Raw genomic sequence first — 17111 nt, 5'->3', positions numbered from 1 at the left:
CGCTGCGCGTTGTTGCGCCTTCCCCCTGCAAGGGGGCACGCCCTCTGGTCGGGGGAACCCCGACCAGGGGCTTACGCGCATGGCCTGCTCCGCGGCCTTTCGGCTCTTGGGGTCTCATGCGCTGCGGGTAGTGCGTACCACTGGAATCGCAGCTGACCAATGAGCCCCGCCCAGATCGTCGAGCAATTACCCGGGCTGCGCCGCTATGCGCGCGCGCTGACGGGCGACGCCTGGGCGGCCGACGACCTGGTGCAGGACACGCTGGAGCGCGCCTGCCGCAAATGGCTGCTGTGGCGCCGCGGCAGCAACCTGCGCGCCTGGCTGTTCACGCTGATGCACAACCTGTACCTGAACCAGCGCCGCACGCTGGTGCCGGTGCAGGCGCTGGACGACGAGGCGCTGGCTTTCGTGGCCGGCGCGGCGGACGTGGCGGGCGACACCGCGATCGACCTCGACCGCTGCCTGCAGCGCCTGCCGGCCGAGCAGCGCGCCGTGCTGCTGCTGGTGACGCTGGAGGACATGGCCTACGCCGACGTGGCGCGCGTGCTGGACATTCCGCTGGGGACCGTGATGTCGCGCCTGTCCCGGGCGCGCGAGCGCATGCGGGCCTTGATGGAACAGGCCCCCGCGCGCACGCCGCAGCGCCCCATCCACCCCAACACGGCCTTGCGCCGCCTGAAGTGATGCCGCCATGACCGCCAGCCGCCCCGCCCCCTTGCACGAAGACGAGCTGCACGCCCTGGTCGATGGCCGCCTGCCCGCGGCCCGGGCCGAAGCCGTGGACGCCGCGCTCGATCCCTCGGCGCGCGAGCAGGCCGAGGCCTGGCGCCAGCAACGCGAGGCGCTGCAATCGCTGCACCGCGACTGGCTGGACCGCCCCGTGCCCGACGCCTTGCTGGGCGCCGCGGGCCGCTTGCACGACACACGGGCCGCGCAGCGGCGCCGGCTGGCATGGGCCGGCATGGCGGCAGGCTGGATGCTGGCCTTCGGCCTTGGCTGGGGCCTGCACGGGCAGCAGGCCGGCGGCGCGATGCAGGCCGCCGCAGGCGCGCCGCCGGCGCGGTTCGTGCGCCAGGCCGCGGTGGCCTACGCCGTCTACCAGCCCGAGCAGCGCCACCCCGTGGAGGTGGCCGCCGACCAGCAGGAGCACCTGGTGCAATGGCTGTCCAAGCGCCTGGCGCGCCCGCTGACGGTGCCCGGCCTGCAGGCCCAGGGGTTCGAGCTGGTCGGTGGGCGGCTGCTACCGGGCGAGCACGGCGCCCGCGCCCAGTTCATGTACCAGAACGCCGCCGGCCAGCGCATCACCCTGTACCTGGGCGCGCTGGACGGCGCGCCGCTCGAGACCTTCCGCTTCGACCAGCAGGGGCCGGTCGCGAGCTTCTACTGGGTGGAGCGCGGCTTCGGCTACGCCATCACGGGCGAGCTGCCGCGGCCGGCGCTGCAGGCGCTGGCGACGGTGGTGTACGAGCAGTTGCAGCACGCCCCGGCCCAGCCGGCCGGCACGCAGCAGATTGGGCGACGCTGAACAAGTCCCTGCGATGGCGCGCGCCCTGATTGGGGATGGGATGCAAGGCGCAAAGCGCAGCGATAGCTGGAACTATCGCGAGCACTTGCAACGCCGCAGACCGCCCCAATCAGGGATGAGCGACGCGCATGGGACTTGTTCAGCGTTGCCTCAGGTCACGGGCGCCGGGTTGAACAGCACCAGCGCGTTGTGCAGCTTCCAGTGCTCGGCCCAGGTCTTCTGGCGGCCGCTGGCGACGTCGAGCATCAGCCGAAACAGCTCCCAGCCCACCTGCTCGATGCTGGCCTCGCCGTCGGCGATCCGGCCGGCGTTGAGGTCCATCAGGTCGTGCCAGCGCTGCGCCAGCGCGGTGCGCGTGGCGACCTTGATGACCGGCACGGCCGCCAGGCCGTAGGGCGTGCCGCGGCCGGTGGTGAACACGTGCAGGTTCATGCCGGCGGCCATCTGCAGCGTGCCGCAGATGAAGTCGCTGGCGGGCGTGGCGGCATAGGTCAGGCCCCTGGCGCGCAGCCTCTCGCCCGGCGCCAGCACGTTGGAGATGGAGGCGGAGCCCGACTTGACGATCGAGCCCATGGCCTTCTCGACGATGTTGGACAGGCCGCCCTTCTTGTTGCCCGGCGTGGTGTTGGCGCTGCGGTCGGCGCCGCCGCGCCGCAGGTAGGCGTCGTACCAGGCCATCTCGCGGATCATGGCCTCGGCCACCTCGGGGCTGGCGGCGCGGGCCGTGAGCTGGTCGATGCCGTCGCGCACCTCGGTCACCTCGGAAAACATCACGCTGGCGCCGGCGCGCACCAGCAGGTCGGTGCAAAAGCCCACGGCCGGGTTGGCGGTAACGCCGCTGAAGGCGTCGCTGCCGCCGCACTGCACGCCCACCACCAGCTCGCTGGCCGGCACCGTGACGCGCCGGCGCGCATCCAGGCGCTTCAGGTGCAGCTCGGCCTGGCGCACGATCGACTCGACCATGGCCATGAAGCCCAAGTGCGCCTCGTCCTGCAGCACCACGACGTCCAGCGGCGGCTCGGCCTGGGCGCCGGCATCCGCGGCCTGCGGCATCAGGCGCGCCGGCTGCAGCTTCTCGCAGCCCAGGCTGACCACCATCACCTCGCCGCCGAAATTGGGGTTGAGCGCAAGGTTGCGCACGGTGCGGATGGGCACCTGCGCATCCGGCGCGTCGATGGCCACGCCGCAGCCGTAACTGTGCTCCAGCGCCACCACGCCGTCCACGTGGGGGTACCTGGGCAGCAGCTCGGCGCGGATGCGCTCGATGGCGAACGCGGTCACGCCGGCCACGCACTGCACCGTCTCGGTGATGGCCAGCAGGTTGCGCGTGCCGACCGAGCCGTCGGGGTTGCGGTAGCCCTCGAAGGTGTAGCCCTCCAGCGGCGGCAGCGGCGGGGGCCGCACGCTGGCCTTGGGCAGCCCCTCCAGCGAGCGTGCCTGGGGCATGCGCAGCAGGCGCTCGTGCACCCAGCTGCCGGCGGCGATCGGCCGCAGCGCGTAGCCGATGGCCACGCCGTAGCGCAGCACGGGCGCGCCCTCGGGCAGGTCGAGCAGCGCCACCTTGTGCGCCTGCGGTACGCGCTCGCGCAGGGTCAGGCCGCCGTCCAGCACGGTTCCGGCCTCCAGGCCGCCGACGTTGGCGACGATGGCCACGTTGTCGGCCGCATGCATGCGGATGACGTGCGGCGAGCGAGCTTGGGTGGCGGTCATGACCCGGACTCCGTACCTGAGCGCCTGCTCAAACCGGCCGGCCGGCGCGCGCCGCCAGCCAGGTCGGCGTGTCCTGCAGCGCCACCGGGCGCAGGAAGCGCTCCAGCGCGGCGTCGCCCACCGAAGTGCTCAGCGGCTGGGTGGACGAGGGCCAGGGCCCGCCGTGCTGCTGCCCCGCCGTCACCGCCACGCCGGTGGGCACACCGGCAAACAGCACGCGGCCGGCCACCTGCATGGCCGCGCGCACCAGCGCCTGGGCGTCGGCGCTTTCCTCGTCGGCGCCCCACAGCGTGACGGTCAGGCTGCCGCCCAGGGCCTGCAGCACCTGCACTGCCTCGGCCACGTTGCGCGCGCGCACGACCAGGCTGGCCGGGCCGAACACCTCGTCGTGCAGCTGCGGCGCGGCGATGAAGCGGGCGGCGTCGACCTGGGCCAGCACCGGCCGCGGCGGCTCGGGCGCGGCGGCGCTTTCGTGCAGCAGCGGCTGCGCGCCGGCGCCGCTCCAGCGCGCCACGCCGGCGTCGAAGGCCTGGCGCAGGCCGGGCGTCAGCATGGCGTGCGGCTGCTGCGCGGCCAGGGCCGCGGCCAGTTGCCGCACGAAGGCGTCGCTGGCCGGGTCGTCCAGCAGCACGATCACGCCCGGGCTGGTGCAGAACTGGCCGCAGCCCAGCGTGATGGAGCCGGCCAGCGTGGTCGCCAGCTCGGCGCCCCGGGCGCGCAGCACGGGCGGCAGCGCGATGACGGGGTTGACCGAGCCCAGCTCGCCATAAAAGGGGATCGGCCGCGCACGCGCGCTGGCCTCGGCCTGCAGCGCGGCGCCGCCGCGGGTGGAGCCGGTGAAAGCGCCGGCGGCAATGGCCGGGTGGCGGATCAGCTGCACGCCGATCCCGTTGCCCTCGCCCTGCACCAGGCCGAGCAGCCCGGCCGGCAGGCCCTGGGCCTCGAGCACGGCCTGGATCAGCGCGAACACACGGTTGGCCAGCAGCAGATGGCCGTTGTGCGCCTTCACCACCACCGGGCAGCCGGCGGCCAGCGCGGCCGCGGTGTCGCCGCCCAGCACCGAGAAGGCGAACGGAAAGTTGCTGGCCGCGAACATGGCCACCGGGCCCAGCGGCACGCGCACGCGCATCATGGCCGGATGCCCGGCCGGCGGCGCGCCGGCCACGGCGGGGTCGTCCACGTGCCGGAACGGCAAGCCCTCGCCCGCCATGCGGCCGAAGCGCCGCAACTGGAACGCCGTGCGGTCCAGCTCGCCCTGCAGGCGCCCGGCGCCCAGGGCGGTTTCGGCGTCGGCCAGCGCCACCAGTTCGTCGCGCCGGGCTTCCAGCGCCGCGGCCAGGGCGTCCAGCAGCCGGGCGCGCGCCGCGCCGTCGCTGGCGGCCCAGGCCGGCGCCGCGGCGGCGGCGGCGCGCACCGCGGCGTCGAGCTGCGCCGGCGTGGTGGCGATGAGCGGGTGGCCGGCGGGCGCGTCGATGGGCTGGCCGGTGCGGGCATCGAAGGATTGCAGGACAGTCATGGGGAAGTGTGATGTTGGCGTGCTCAGTCGCGCACCAGGCAGGGCCGCTTGGGATCGAAGCGCCAGTTCGGGATCAGGTATTGCATGGCCTGTGCGTCGTCGCGCGCGCCCAGGCCGTGCTGCAGGTAGAGCTGGTGCGCCTTGTCGACCTCGGCCAGGTCGATGTCGATGCCCAGGCCGGGCCGCTTGGGCACCTGCACGCAGCCGCCCTCGATACGCAGCGGCTCTTTCGTCAGCCGCTGGCCGTCCTGCCAGATCCAGTGCGTGTCGATGGCCGTCACCTTGCCGGGCGCGGCGGCGCCGACATGGGTGAACATGGCCAGCGAGACGTCGAAGTGGTTGTTGGAGTGCGAGCCCCAGGCCAGGCCCCAATCGCGGCAGGTCTGCGCCACGCGCACGCTACCGGCCAGGGTCCAGAAGTGCGGGTCGGCCAGCGGGATGTCGACCGATTGCAGCGCCAGCGCGTGCGCCATCTGGCGCCAGTCGGTGGCGATCATGTTGGTGGCCGTGGGCAGGCCGGTGGCGCGGCGAAACTCAGCCATCACCTCGCGGCCCGAAAAGCCCTCTTCCGCGCCGCAGGGGTCTTCGGCGTAGGCGACCACGCCGCGCATCCTGTGGCCCAGGCGGATGGCGTCCTGCAACCACCAGCCGCCGTTGGGGTCGAGCGTGACGCGCGCCTGCGGAAAGCGCTCGTGCAGGGCGGTGACGGCCTCGACCTCTTCGTCGCCGCGCAGCACGCCGCCCTTGAGCTTGAAGTCCTGAAAGCCGTAGCGCCGCTGCGCCGCCTCGGCCAGGCGCACCACCGCGTCGATCGTCATGGCCGGCTCGTGGCGCAGGCGCAGCCAGTCGTCCTCGGCGTCGGGCTCGCTGGCGTAGGGCAGATCGGTCTTGCGGCGGTCGCCGACGAAGAACAGGTAGCCCAGCATCCGCACCGCGTCGCGCTGCTGGCCCTCGCCCAGCAAGGCGGCCACCGGCACGCCCAGGTGCTGGCCCTGCAGGTCGAGCAGGGCCGATTCGACCGCCGCCACGGCGTGGATGGTGGTGCGCAAGTCGAAGGTCTGCAGGCCGCGCCCGCCGGCGTCGCGGTCGGCAAAGCGGCTGCGGATGTCGTTCAGGACCGCCTGCATGGCGCCGATGGGACGACCCTCCACCAGGGCGCGGGCGTCGTCCAGCGTCTGGCGAATCTTCTCGCCGCCGGGCACCTCGCCCAGGCCGGTGCGGCCGGCGCTGTCGGTCAGGATCACCAGGTTGCGGGTGAAGAAGGGGGCGTGGGCGCCCGACAGATTGAGCAGCATGCCGTCGCGCCCGGCGACGGGAACGACCTGCATGCGCTGGACAAGGGGAGCGGTCATGGGCGGGCGTGACGAGGGGACAGAAAAACTATTGATTTGATAGCTTCTTGCGCATGATTGGCACGGGCAAGAGGCCGATTTGATTCAAAAACCCGACGGGCACGCACGGTGCCCGCTGGGTGAATCGCTCAGGGCCCCGTCAGTTGGCCGTGATCTTGCGCTCGCGGATCAGCTTGCCCCAGCGGGCGTATTCATCGGCCTGGTACTTGGCGAATTCGGCCGGCGTGTTCAGCACCAGCTCGAAGCCCAGCTCCTCCAGCTTGGCCTTGGTGGCGGGCTGGCGCAGGATGGCGGCGATGGCGCCTTGCAGGCGCTCCTTCAGCTCGGCCGGCATGCCGTGCGGGCCGGCGACGGCCTGCCACGAGTAGACGTCGGCGTCCTTGATGCCGCTCTCATCCATCGTGGGCACGTCGGGCAGCAGCGGCGAGCGCTTGGCGCTGGTGATGACCAGCGGGCGCAGCTTGCCGGCGCGGATTTGCGGCAGCGCGGTGTTGATGTTCATGAAGGACGAATCCACCTGGTTGCCCAGCAGGTCCGTCATCACCGGGCCGCCGCCCTTGTAGGGCACGTGCAGGCCGCTGGTGCCGGTCTGCTGCCAGAACAGCTCGGAGGTCAGGTGGTCGCTGCTGCCGGCGCCCGAGGTGGCGAAGCTCATCTTGCCGGGGTTGGCCTTCAGGTAGGCCAGCACGTCGGCCAGACTCTTGAGCCTGGAGGCGGCAGGCACCACCAGCACGTTGGGCGCGCGCACGGCAACGGTGATGGGGTCCAGATCCTTCAACGCATCGTACTGCGCCTTGATCAGGTGCGGCGCGATGACGAACGGGCCCAGCGAGGACACCAGCAGGGTGTGGCCGTCCGGCTCGCTGCGCGCCACCTGGGCGGTGCCGATGGTGCCGGTGGCGCCGCCCTTGTTGTCGACCACCACGGTGCCGCCGATCTTCTGGCCCAGCTCGGCCGAGATGGTGCGGGCGATCATGTCGGTCGAGCCACCGGGCGGGAACGGCACGATGATGGTGACGGTCTTGGTCGGCCAGGCAAAGGCCACGGCGCTGGCCAGGCCCAGGACGATGCCTGCGAGAGCTTTCTTCATGCGGTGTCTCCTAGGGTTAAGGGAATGGATGGGGAAAGAATCAAACAGACTGCGAACCCAGGCGATCGATCAGCACCTTGAGTTGCTCCCGCTGCTGCGGCTTGAGATCGGACAGCGGCGGGCGCACCGGGCCGGCACCGTGGCCGACCAGCGCCGCGCCGGCCTTGACGATGCTGACAGCATAGCCCGCGCCCTGGTTGCGGATGGCTATGTAGGGCAGGAAAAACGTGTCGAGCAGGCGGTTGACGGTGGCCGCGTCACCCTTGGCATAGGCGTCGTAGAACGCGATGGCGGTGCGCGGAATGAAGTTGAACACCGCCGACGAATAGGTCGGCACGCCCAGCGCCTGGTAGGCCTGCGCGTAGACCTCGTGCGTCGGCATGCCGCCGATGTAGACCAGGCGATCGCCCAGGCGGCGGCGAATCTGCACGATGCGCTCGATGTCGCCCAGCCCGTCCTTGAAGCCGATCAGGTTGGGGCAGCGCTCGGCCAGTTGCTCGACCGATTCGGCCGTCAGCTTGCAGGCGCCGCGGTTGTAGACGATGACGCCGATCCGCACGCTCTTGCACACCGCCTCGATGTGCGCCACCAGGCCCTCCTGCCCGGCCTCGGTCAGGTAGTGCGGCATCAGCAGGATGCCGGCGGCGCCGCTGCGCTCGGTGGCCTGCGCGTACTGGATGGCCAGCGTGGTGCCGCCGCCGCTGGCGCCGACGATGGGCGTGCGCCGGCCACAGGTGGCGGCCGCGACCTTGACCACCTCCGCGTACTCGCCCGGCTCGAGCGAAAAGAACTCGCCCATGCCGCCGGCGGCAAACAACACGCTGGCACCGTAGGGCATCAGCCACTCCAGGCGCGCGGCGTAAGGCTTGGGCGCAAAGCGCAGCTCAGCGTCGAAATCGGTCAGGGGAAAGGACAGGAGGCCGGTCGACAGGGCCGCCTTGAGCTCATCCGGGTTCATGGCATCTCCACAATTTATTGGTATGACATCGTACAACTAAAGACCCGGCACCGTTCTTCGTGAAAACCCTGATCGCCCCGCTCAGCCGCCGCGCGCGGCCAGCTGGCGCCGCTGCCGGCTGTTGGCCAGATGCGTGCGCATGGCGGCGCGCGCACCCTCCACGTCCTGGCGCGCAATGGCGTCCAGGACGCTCTGGTGCTCGGCGTTGATGCGCCCCAGGTAGGCCCACTCCTCGCCCGTCGGCGCCAGCCCGCTCGCCAGGCGCGCGCGCGGAATCATGCTCAGGCCCAGGGTGTTCATCAGTTCGACGAAGTGCCGGTTGTGGGTGGCGCGCGCGATCTCCAGGTGAAACTGAAAGTCCGCGCCCACGGCGTCCTGCCCCGACTCGCGCGCCGCCACGAAGGCCGCCAGGGCCTCGCGAATGGCCTGCAGCTGGTCCTCGGTGCGCCGCGCCGCCGCCAGGCCGGCGCATTCGGTCTCCAGCGCAATGCGCAACTCCAGCACGTCGATCACGTCCTGCAGCGTGGCCAGCCGCTCCGGGTCGATGCGAAAGGCCACCGCGTCGCCCGCGCCGACCACGAAGGTGCCCACGCCGTGCCGCGTGTCCACCATGCCGGCGGCCTGCAGGCGCGAAATGGCCTCGCGCACCACCGTGCGGCTGACGCCGAACTCGGCCATCAGGTCGGCCTCGCGCGGCAGCTTGGCACCGGCCGCCAGGCTGCCATCGCGGATGCGGTCGCCCACCGCCTCGACCACTTCAACCGTCAGGGAGCGCGGACGGGCACGAGGGGGGCGATGCGCAATCATCATGTCCACATCATAGTCAAGATCGACAATGTTTGACTTATGACGTCGTATCACAAAATCGACTGAAGCTGGCCATGTGCGGCCTTCAAGCCTGCGCGGCCTGCCGCCAGGCCTGCGCCGCGGCGCTTTCGTCGCCCCGCTCCTCGGCCATCCGCGCCTGCGCGCGCCAGGCGTCGCGGCGCAGCTGGGTGTCGTCCAGCGCGCGGGCGGCCTGGGCCAGCAGCAGCTGCGCGCGGCCCCACAGGCCGCGCTGCAGGCAGGCCATGCCGGCCAGGTACTGCAGCGTGGCGTCGCGCGGATGGGCCTGCTGGGCGGACTCGATGCGCGCCAGCCATTCGGCATCGGCGCCCTGCTCGCTCAGGGCCTGCTCCAGCACCTGGGCCAGGCGCACGCGCTGGGCGTCGGTGAAGAACTCGGGCTGGGCCAGCATGTCGTCCCACACGGGCAGCAGCCAGCCGCGGGCCAGCGCCGCGTCGCCGCCCAGGTCGATCAGCCGCTGGGCGGCGCGCAGGGCCAGCTCGGGCATGGCGCGCTCGCGCGGGCCCAGCGCGGTCCAGATCTGGCACAGTTGCTCGGCATCGTAGGCGCCGGCGATCTGCTCGGCGGCCAGGCCGCGCAGCAAACTGGCGGCGGCCTGCGGCGAGAACGCGCGGTGCTTGGCCAGCAGGCGCGCGGTCTCCATGGCGTCGACGATGTGGCCGGCCTGGCGGGTGGCCTTGAGCTTCAGGCGCAGCGCGGCGGTGCGCCGCTGCGCCCCGGTGGGCAGCTCGGCCAGGCGCGCCAGCGCGGCGGCCGGGTCCTGGCCGTTGAGGGCCCACTGCGCGGCGCGCAGCAGCACGGCCTCGCGCAGCTCGGTGGCGGCGCCATGGCTGCTGGCCGCGGCCAGGGCGGCGTCCAGGTGGCGCGTGCGCGTGGCTTCGTCCTGCAGGGCGTGCGCGCTTTCGGCGGCCGTCAGGTGGGCCAGGGTGCGCAAGCCCAGCACGGCGGGCGCGTCCTGCTTGTCGGCCCTGCTGGCGTGCACGCGCGCCAGCACCGCCTCGGCCGCCTTGCGCGCGCGCAGGAAGCGCCCGGCGGTGAACTGCACGCGCGCATCCATCATCAGGCCGTTGGTGGTGCGCTCGCGCTGCTGGGCGCGCCAGCGCCGCGCCTGGCGCGGCAACTCGAGCACGGCGGCCACGGTGCGCAGCGCGCCGTACAGCAGGGCGAACAGCAGGGCCAGCAGCAGCAGCAGCAGGTTGACCGACAGGTCCACCCGGTACGGCGGCCAGAACACGGTGACGGTGCCATCGTTGTCGCCGGCAAACAGGGCCAGCGCCACGGCGGCGGCAAACAGGCCAATCAACCAGAGGGCGGCGCGCATGGGCTGGCTCTGGCTCAGCGTTGAGCGCTGGCGGCGGCGGCCTGGCTGAGCGCCACCAGGGTGTCGTCCACGCTCGGCAGCGTGGCGTCGTGGGTCTCGCCGCGAATGCGCTGCAGCAGCGTGGCGGCTGCCTGCGTGCGGCGCGAGGCGGGGTCGAACCAGGTGCCCAGCGCGCTGGCGGCGGCGGCCAGGTCGGCGCGCGCCGCCTCGTACTGGCGCGCCAGCAGCGCCAGGCGCGCGCCCTGCAGGCGCAGCTTGAGGTTCTCGCGCACGAAGAAGGCCTGCTCGGGGCTGAGCATGCTGGCCTCGGGGCGCTCGATGCGGCTGACGCGCAGCAGATCGCGCGCCTCGTCCAGCACGCCGCGGCCCCAGCGCTCCCACCAGGTGGCGGGCGCCGGCTGGGCGCGCTCGCGCACGGTGGTGCCGCTGCGCTCGCGGCCGACGGCGTTGGCCACCGGCAATTCGTCGGCCTGGCGCAGCACCTGGTCGATGCGCGCCAGCACCCCGGCGGTGTCGGTGATGCTGGCGTTCTTGACGCGCTCCAGGTCGCGCGCCGCGGCGCGCGCCACCGGCGCCAGGCGCGGATCGTTGCTGGCGGCCACGCGCCGCTCGGTGCTGCGCAGCGCGGCCAGCAGGGGCTGCACGCTGCCGGTCAGCTGCGCCTGGTCCTGGGCCACGCGCAGGGCCGACTCCAGCTCGGCGGCCAGGTTGGCGTCGCGGTTGCGCGCCACGCTTTGCACCAGCTCCTCCATCTGGCTGCGGTAGGCGACCAGGTCGCCCACGCGGCCGTCCAGCGCGGCCAGCCGGCCCAGCGCGTCGCGCACCTCGGTGTCGGCCTGGCGCGCCAGGGTGCGCGCCTCGACCGACTTGCTGGTGGCGTCGGCGCTCTGGCGCGCCAGCTGCTCCTGCATGGACGAGACCTTCTGCCACAGCAGCACGACCGCCGCCAGCGCCAGCACGGCCACCACCCAGGCCACGATCAGGCCCGGGCCGGGCATGGCCGGGCGCGTGGATGGGGCGGCCGCCGCCCCCTGGGCCGGGATCGCGGGGGGCGGCGCGGGCGGCAGCGCCGGCGGCGCGGCTTCGACGGCGGGCGCGGCGGACGGCGGCTCGGGGTTCATGCCAGCGATTCTATCGACGCCACCACGTCGGCCAGCGCCGGGCGGGTGTCGTGCACCGTGCCGAAGCCGGCGTCCCGCGCGGCCTGCGCGATGCGCGGGTGCGTGGCCAGCGCGCGCGCGCCGCGCCAGTCGGCGGCGGGCAGGCACTGGCGCAGGTTGGCGATGGCCTCGGAGCTGCTGAACAGCCACAGCGTGCCGTCGGCCGCCGCGGCCAGCGCACGCGCCCGCGCGGTCGGCGCCAGCACCGGCGCCGCGCGGCGGTAGGCCAGCACCTGGTCCACCTGCGCCCCGGCCTGCTGCAGCCGCCGGGCCAGCCAGTCGCGCCCGGCCAGGTAGCCGGCGGCGTCGCCCCCGCGCACGATCAGCACGCGCAGGCCGGCGCGCACCTGGGGCGCCACCTGGGCCCACAGGGCCTCGGAGTCGAACTGGGCAGCATCCGGCGCCGGCTGGTCGATGCGCGCCGGCGGCCAGCCCGCGCGGATCAGGGCCTGCGTGGTGCCGGGACCGGGCGACCATGCTCTTGTTTCAATAGCTGCTTGCGCTGATCCGATGCCGGCCAGAGGCCGATTCCATTCAAAAAAATCGGGATCTGACCCCAATAAAGCGGTGACGGCGTTGCCGCTGACGAACATGACGGCGGCGTAGTCGCCCAGGCGCTGGCGGGCCTGGGCCAGCGCGCCAGTCGGGGGCTCGGGCGTGATCTCGATCAGCGGCAGGGCCTCGGCGGCAATGCCGTGCTCGGTCAGGCGCTGCACCCAGGCGGCCGCGTCGTGCGCCGGGCGGGTGACGAGCACGCGCGGGACGGGCATGGCGGCGAGCTCGCGCTCAGACTAATGCGCGCCGCCGGCGCGCAGCGCGGCGGCCACGCGCTGGCCCAGGGCGTCGGCCTGCCCGGGCGTGCGGACTTCGGCGCGCTCGCTGGCACGCACCAGGCCGGGCGCGCCTTCGGGGTCGCCCCAGGCGGCGCGCAGCAGCATCTGCGCGCCGTCCAGCGTGGCGTGCGCCGCCAGCGGCATCGAGCAGCTGCCGCCCATGGCGCGGCTGACGGCGCGCTCGGCGGCGGTGCACAGGGTGGTGGCAGCGTCGGCCAGCGGCGCCAGCGCCTGCGCCAGCTCGGCGCGGCCGGCGCGCGTCTCGATGCCCAGGGCGCCCTGCCCGGCCGCCGGCAGCATCTGTTCGGTGTCAAACACGTGGCGGATGCGCGCGGCCAGGCCCAGGCGCTTGAGACCCGCGGCCGCCAGCACGATGCCGGCATACTGGCCCTCGTCCAGCTTGCGCAGGCGCGTGTCCAGGTTGCCGCGCAGGGGCTCGATGCGCAGGTCGGGCCGCAGCGCGCGCAGCAGCACGGTGCGCCGCAGGCTGGAGGTGCCGACCACCGCGCCCTGGGGCAAATCCTCCAGCCGCGCATGGTGGGGCGACACCCAGGCGTCGCGCGGGTCTTCGCGCGCCATCACGCAGGCCAGCTCGAAGCCGGGCGGCAGATCCATCGGCACGTCCTTGAGCGAGTGCACGGCGATGTCGGCGCGGCCCTCCTCCAGCGCGGTTTCGAGCTCCTTGACGAACAGGCCCTTGCCGCCCACCTTGGACAGGCTGCGGTCCAGGATCTGGTCGCCGCGCGTGGTCATGCCCAGCAGGGTGACCGGGTGGCCGCGCTGCTCCAGCAGCGCCTTGACGTGTTCGGCCTGCCACAGGGCCAGGCGGCTTTCGCGGGTGGCGACGGTGATGTGGATCGACATGGCGCCGATGCTACAGGAGCCACGCCGCCCTACCGCGCCACCCTCCATGTCACCTTATTGCCCCAGCGCCGCGCGCACCGCCGCCAGTTGGCGGCGCGACACGGCCAGCGCCTCGTCCACCCCCGCCAGCTGCACGGCCCAGCCTTCGCCCTCGTCCGCGTCCACGTGGCGCACCAGCGCGCGCATGGCGGCGCGCGCCACCAGCGCGTTGCGGTGGATGCGCACGAAGCGCTCGCCCCAGCGTTCCTCCAGCTGGCTCAGGCTGCCATCGAGCAGGTGGCTGGCGCTGGCCGTGCGCACGGTGACGTACTTGAGCTCGGCACGCAGGTACAGCACCTCGGCCAGCGGCACGCGCAGGGTGCGGCCGCGCTCGGAGATCAGCAGGCTTTCCACAGTCGAATCGGCCTCTGGTCCGCGTTCTGCTTGCGTCAAACGCTCTGCTTTTTGCAGTGCCGCCTGCAGGCGCTCCAGCCGCACCGGCTTGGTCAGGTAGTCCAGCGCCTCGATCTCGAAGGCACGCACGGCGTATTCGGTGTGCGCGGTGACGAACACCACCGCCGGCGGCTCGGCCAGCGCGCGCAGCGCCTGGGCCAGCTGCATGCCGTCGGCGCCGGGCAGGTGGATGTCCAGCAGCGCCACATCGAAGCGCTGGTGCGCCAGCTGCGCCATGGCGTCGGCCGCGTTGGCGGCCTCGCCCGCCACCTGCGCGGCCGGCGCGCGGCAATCGCCCAGCAGGCTGCGCAGGCGCGCGCGCGCCAGCGGCTCGTCGTCGACGATCAGCACGCGCAGCGTCATCCGGCGTCCCCGCGCGGCATGGGGATCTCGATGCGCGCCTGGTACACGCCATCCACCAGCGCGGTGCGAAAGCTGCCCTGCAGATCGTGCAGCAGCCGCAGCCGGTCGCGCACGTTGACCAGCGCGATGCCGTGGCCGGCCTCGCCCTGCCCGGCCGGCACGGTGTTGGTGATCTTGATCAGCGCCATGGCGCCACGCTGCTGGGTGGAGATGCGCAGGCGCGCGCCCTGGGCGCTGGGCTCCACGCCGTGGATGACGGCGTTTTCCACCAGCGGCTGCAGGATCAGCGGCGGCAGCTGCGCCGCGCCCACGCGCGGGTCCAGCGCCCATTCCACGCGCAGGCGCTCGCCAAAGCGCACCTGCTCGATGGCCAGGTAGCGGCGCGCCAGCTCGATCTCCTGCGCCACGCTGGAGGCGCCGTGCTGGTCGGCCAGCGCGTGCCGGAACAAATCGGCCAGGTCGGCCAGCACCTCCTCGGCCTGGGCCGGCTCCTCGCGCACCAGGGCCATGGCCGAGTTGAGCGCGTTGAACAGAAAGTGCGGCCGGATGCGCGCCTGCAGCTCGGCCAGCCGCGCCGTGGTGGCCGCCGGCATGCGCCCGCGCGCGCGCCACGTCAGCCCCGCCACCAGGCCCGCGGCCAGCAGCGCCCCGGTGCAGGCGCTGGCCAGCCAGGCGGGCTGCGTGCTCAGGCCCGTCAGCGCCAGGGTGCCCGCCGCATACAGGCCGCCCAAAGCACCCAGCGCCACGCCGGCGCTCCACTGCGCCACCGGCTTCAGGCGCGCCAGCGGGCGCTTGAGCGCGCAGCCGATCACCAGCCACAGCAGGGTGGCCGGCAGCGCCGCGCCCGTCACCACCGCCACGCTGCCCAGCCAGCCCGCCAGCGAGGCTGCGCCGTACATCAGCGCCACCGCCAGCACGGCCTCCACGTACAGCACCGCGCGCAGGATCACGCCCACCTCGCAGGCGTCGAACACCAGCACCGGCGCGGGCGGCGGCGGCGCCGGCGGCAGCCAGCGCTCGCTCAGGGTCGATAGAATTTGCGAATCCTTCATGGGCCCGCCCAGTGTAGAGCGCGCGCCATGCCATTCGTCGGGCGGCGCCTGCCGTTCATGCCGCGCCGGGCGCGGCCCTCCCCCCATTGCCCACCTGCCATGTCCACCAACCAACTCGACACCAAGTCTCAGGCCTGGTCCGCGCTGTTTTCCGAGCCCATGAGCGAGCTGGTGCAGCGCTACACCGCCAGCGTGTTCTTCGACAAGCGCCTGGCCGCCGCCGACATCGCCGGCAGCCTGGCGCACGCCGAGATGCTGGCCGCGCAGGGCATCATCGGCGCGCAGGACCTGGCCGACATCCAGCGCGGCCTGGCGCAGATCGGCGGCGAGATCGAGCGCGGCGAATTCGACTGGAAGCTGGCGCTGGAGGACGTGCACCTGAACATCGAGGCGCGCCTGACCACCCTGGTCGGCGACGCCGGCAAGCGCCTGCACACCGGCCGCAGCCGCAACGACCAGGTGGCCACCGACATCCGCCTGTGGCTGCGCGGCGAGATCGACGCCATCGCCCAGCTGCTGCGCGAGCTGCAGCTGGCGCTGGTCGAGGTGGCCGAGCGCCACATCGACGTCATCCTGCCCGGCTTCACCCACCTGCAGGTGGCGCAGCCCGTCAGTTTTGCGCACCACCTGCTGGCCTACGTCGAGATGTTCAGCCGCGACGAGGAGCGGCTGGGCGACGTGCGCCGGCGCGTCAACCAGCTGCCGCTGGGCGCCGCCGCGCTGGCCGGCACCACCTACCCGCTGGACCGCCAGCGCGTGGCGCGCACCCTGGGCATGGAGGGGGTGTGCCAGAACAGCCTGGACGCGGTGAGCGACCGCGACTTCGCCATCGAATTCACGGCCGCCGCCAGCCTGGTGATGGTGCACGTCAGCCGCCTGTCGGAGGAGCTGATCTTGTGGATGAGCCAGAGCTTCGGCTTCATCCGCATCGCCGACCGCTTCACCACCGGCAGCTCCATCATGCCGCAGAAGAAGAACCCCGACGTGCCCGAATTGGCGCGCGGCAAGACCGGCCGCGTGGTCGGCCACCTGATGGGCCTGATCACTCTGATGAAGGGCCAGCCGCTGGCCTACAACAAGGACAACCAGGAAGACAAGGAGCCGCTGTTCGACACCGTGGACACGCTCAAGGACACGCTGCGCATCTTTGCCGAAATGATCGGCGGGCAGCTCGACCCCGCCACCGGCCAGCGCGAGGGCGGCATCACCGTCAACGCCGAGGCCATGCGCGCCGCCGCGCAAAAAGGCTACGCCACGGCGACCGACCTGGCCGACTACCTGGTCAAGAAGGGCCTGCCCTTCCGCGACGCGCACGAGACCGTGGCCCACGCCGTCAAGGCCGCGCAGGCGCACGGCTGCGATTTGTCCGAGCTGCCCCTGGCCGCGCTGCAGGGCTTTCACCCCGCCATCGAGAAAGACGTGTTCGACGTGCTGTCGCTGCGCGGCAGCCTGAACGCGCGGGGCACCCTGGGCGGCACCGCTCCGGCCCAGGTGCGCCACCAAGTCGCGCGCCACCGCGCACGGCTGGCGGGTGAGCCGCGGCCGTGAGGTAAGCCCATAAACCACCGCGGCCCGGGGTTCGCTCCCTCGCCCCTTTGGGGAGAGGGCTGGGGTGAGGGGCTTGGGCGTTGGATGGGCTATCGTCGTTTGTTCGGCTGTTGACGCTGGATGCATCGGCTGGCCGGGATGTGCGCCCGGCGGCGCAGTCCCTTTCTTTGTCTCGCCAAAGAAAGGAACCAAAGAAAGGCGACCCCAAGTCTGCGACCCCTGCGCTGCGCTTCGGGGCAAACCTGCACCGCAGGCGCAGCCACAGGGGGTTGAAAACCATACGGGCCATCGCTGCGCTCGGCCCCACCCGAGGCCGAGCGCAGCGATGGCCTGTATTGGATTCGTCCACCCCTCTGGCCGTGCCGAGAAGCGCAGGGCGTGGGGCGGGCATGGGCAGCGCAGCATGCCCATGCTTCGTGCTCTGACTTGCTGCGGTTGTCTGAGCGAAGCGCGTCAGCGCGCAGCGAGTTCCGCAGCACCGCCCCGCGCCCGAGCATCGCAGGTTGCCCGCAGCGAAGCGAAGGGACACGGCCAGTGGGGT

The 17111-nt window shown here is 72.7% G+C and carries 15 protein-coding genes; 3 read left to right on the top strand and 12 right to left on the bottom strand.

The window, feature by feature from the left end; genetic code table 11:
- Positions 1-159 precede the first annotated feature (159 nt).
- A complete protein-coding gene (locus tag H6927_10880; protein ID MCP5218601.1) occupies positions 160-684 on the top strand; it encodes a sigma-70 family RNA polymerase sigma factor in 525 nt (174 codons plus the stop codon).
- A 7-nt stretch (positions 685-691) separates the two neighbouring features.
- On the top strand, positions 692-1525 hold the full coding sequence (locus H6927_10875; GenBank protein ID MCP5218600.1) for an anti-sigma factor: 834 nt from the start codon (positions 692-694) through the stop codon (positions 1523-1525).
- Positions 1526-1675: 150 nt separating this feature from the next.
- Here H6927_10875 and garD read toward each other — a convergent pair whose 3' ends face one another.
- The 12 genes from garD to H6927_10815 all read right to left on the bottom strand — a co-directional run bounded on the left by garD (position 1676) and on the right by H6927_10815 (position 15022).
- On the bottom strand, positions 1676-3235 hold the full coding sequence (gene garD, locus H6927_10870; GenBank protein ID MCP5218599.1) for a galactarate dehydratase: 1560 nt from the start codon (positions 3233-3235) through the stop codon (positions 1676-1678).
- 28 nt (positions 3236-3263) lie between these two features.
- Positions 3264-4751, bottom strand: coding sequence for an aldehyde dehydrogenase (NADP(+)) (locus H6927_10865; protein ID MCP5218598.1), 1488 nt, complete (start codon positions 4749-4751; stop codon positions 3264-3266).
- A gap of 23 nt (positions 4752-4774) precedes the next feature.
- Positions 4775-6103 (bottom strand): glucarate dehydratase, encoded by a 1329-nt coding sequence (gene gudD, locus H6927_10860; protein MCP5218597.1) that lies wholly within the window; start codon positions 6101-6103, stop codon positions 4775-4777.
- Positions 6104-6242: 139 nt separating this feature from the next.
- Entirely contained in the window at positions 6243-7193 is a 951-nt protein-coding gene (locus tag H6927_10855) for a tripartite tricarboxylate transporter substrate binding protein (GenBank protein ID MCP5218596.1), read from the bottom strand.
- Positions 7194-7233: 40 nt separating this feature from the next.
- A complete protein-coding gene (gene kdgD / locus H6927_10850; protein ID MCP5218595.1) occupies positions 7234-8151 on the bottom strand; it encodes a 5-dehydro-4-deoxyglucarate dehydratase in 918 nt (305 codons plus the stop codon).
- 81 nt (positions 8152-8232) lie between these two features.
- Entirely contained in the window at positions 8233-8958 is a 726-nt protein-coding gene (locus H6927_10845) for a FadR family transcriptional regulator (protein MCP5218594.1), read from the bottom strand.
- 85 nt (positions 8959-9043) lie between these two features.
- Complete coding sequence (locus H6927_10840) at positions 9044-10318, bottom strand: heme biosynthesis protein HemY (protein ID MCP5218593.1); 1275 nt, start codon at positions 10316-10318, stop codon at positions 9044-9046.
- A gap of 14 nt (positions 10319-10332) precedes the next feature.
- Entirely contained in the window at positions 10333-11439 is a 1107-nt protein-coding gene (locus H6927_10835; GenBank protein ID MCP5218592.1) for a uroporphyrinogen-III C-methyltransferase, read from the bottom strand.
- Positions 11436-12248, bottom strand: a complete 813-nt coding sequence (locus H6927_10830) for a uroporphyrinogen-III synthase (GenBank protein MCP5218591.1) — start codon at positions 12246-12248, stop codon at positions 11436-11438. Before H6927_10830 ends, H6927_10835 begins: the two co-directional genes overlap by 4 nt.
- Positions 12249-12269: 21 nt before the next feature.
- Positions 12270-13175 (bottom strand): hydroxymethylbilane synthase, encoded by a 906-nt coding sequence (hemC, locus tag H6927_10825; GenBank protein ID MCP5218590.1) that lies wholly within the window; start codon positions 13173-13175, stop codon positions 12270-12272.
- 54 nt (positions 13176-13229) lie between these two features.
- A complete protein-coding gene (locus H6927_10820) occupies positions 13230-13970 on the bottom strand; it encodes a response regulator transcription factor (protein ID MCP5218589.1) in 741 nt (246 codons plus the stop codon).
- On the bottom strand, positions 13967-15022 hold the full coding sequence (locus H6927_10815) for a histidine kinase (GenBank protein ID MCP5218588.1): 1056 nt from the start codon (positions 15020-15022) through the stop codon (positions 13967-13969). The genes H6927_10820 and H6927_10815 overlap by 4 nt, the downstream gene beginning before the upstream one ends.
- 99 nt (positions 15023-15121) lie before the next feature.
- On the opposite strand from H6927_10815, the gene argH reads away from it, so the two are divergent.
- On the top strand, positions 15122-16570 hold the full coding sequence (gene argH / locus H6927_10810; protein ID MCP5218587.1) for an argininosuccinate lyase: 1449 nt from the start codon (positions 15122-15124) through the stop codon (positions 16568-16570).
- The last annotated feature ends 541 nt before the right edge of the window (positions 16571-17111 follow it).

This window comes from Burkholderiaceae bacterium (assembly GCA_024235995.1).
Classification (GTDB): Bacteria; Pseudomonadota; Gammaproteobacteria; order Burkholderiales; family Burkholderiaceae_C; genus Ottowia.
The sequence above is the reverse complement of the archived record's forward strand: the minus strand, read 5'-3'. Positions and strand labels throughout refer to the sequence as shown.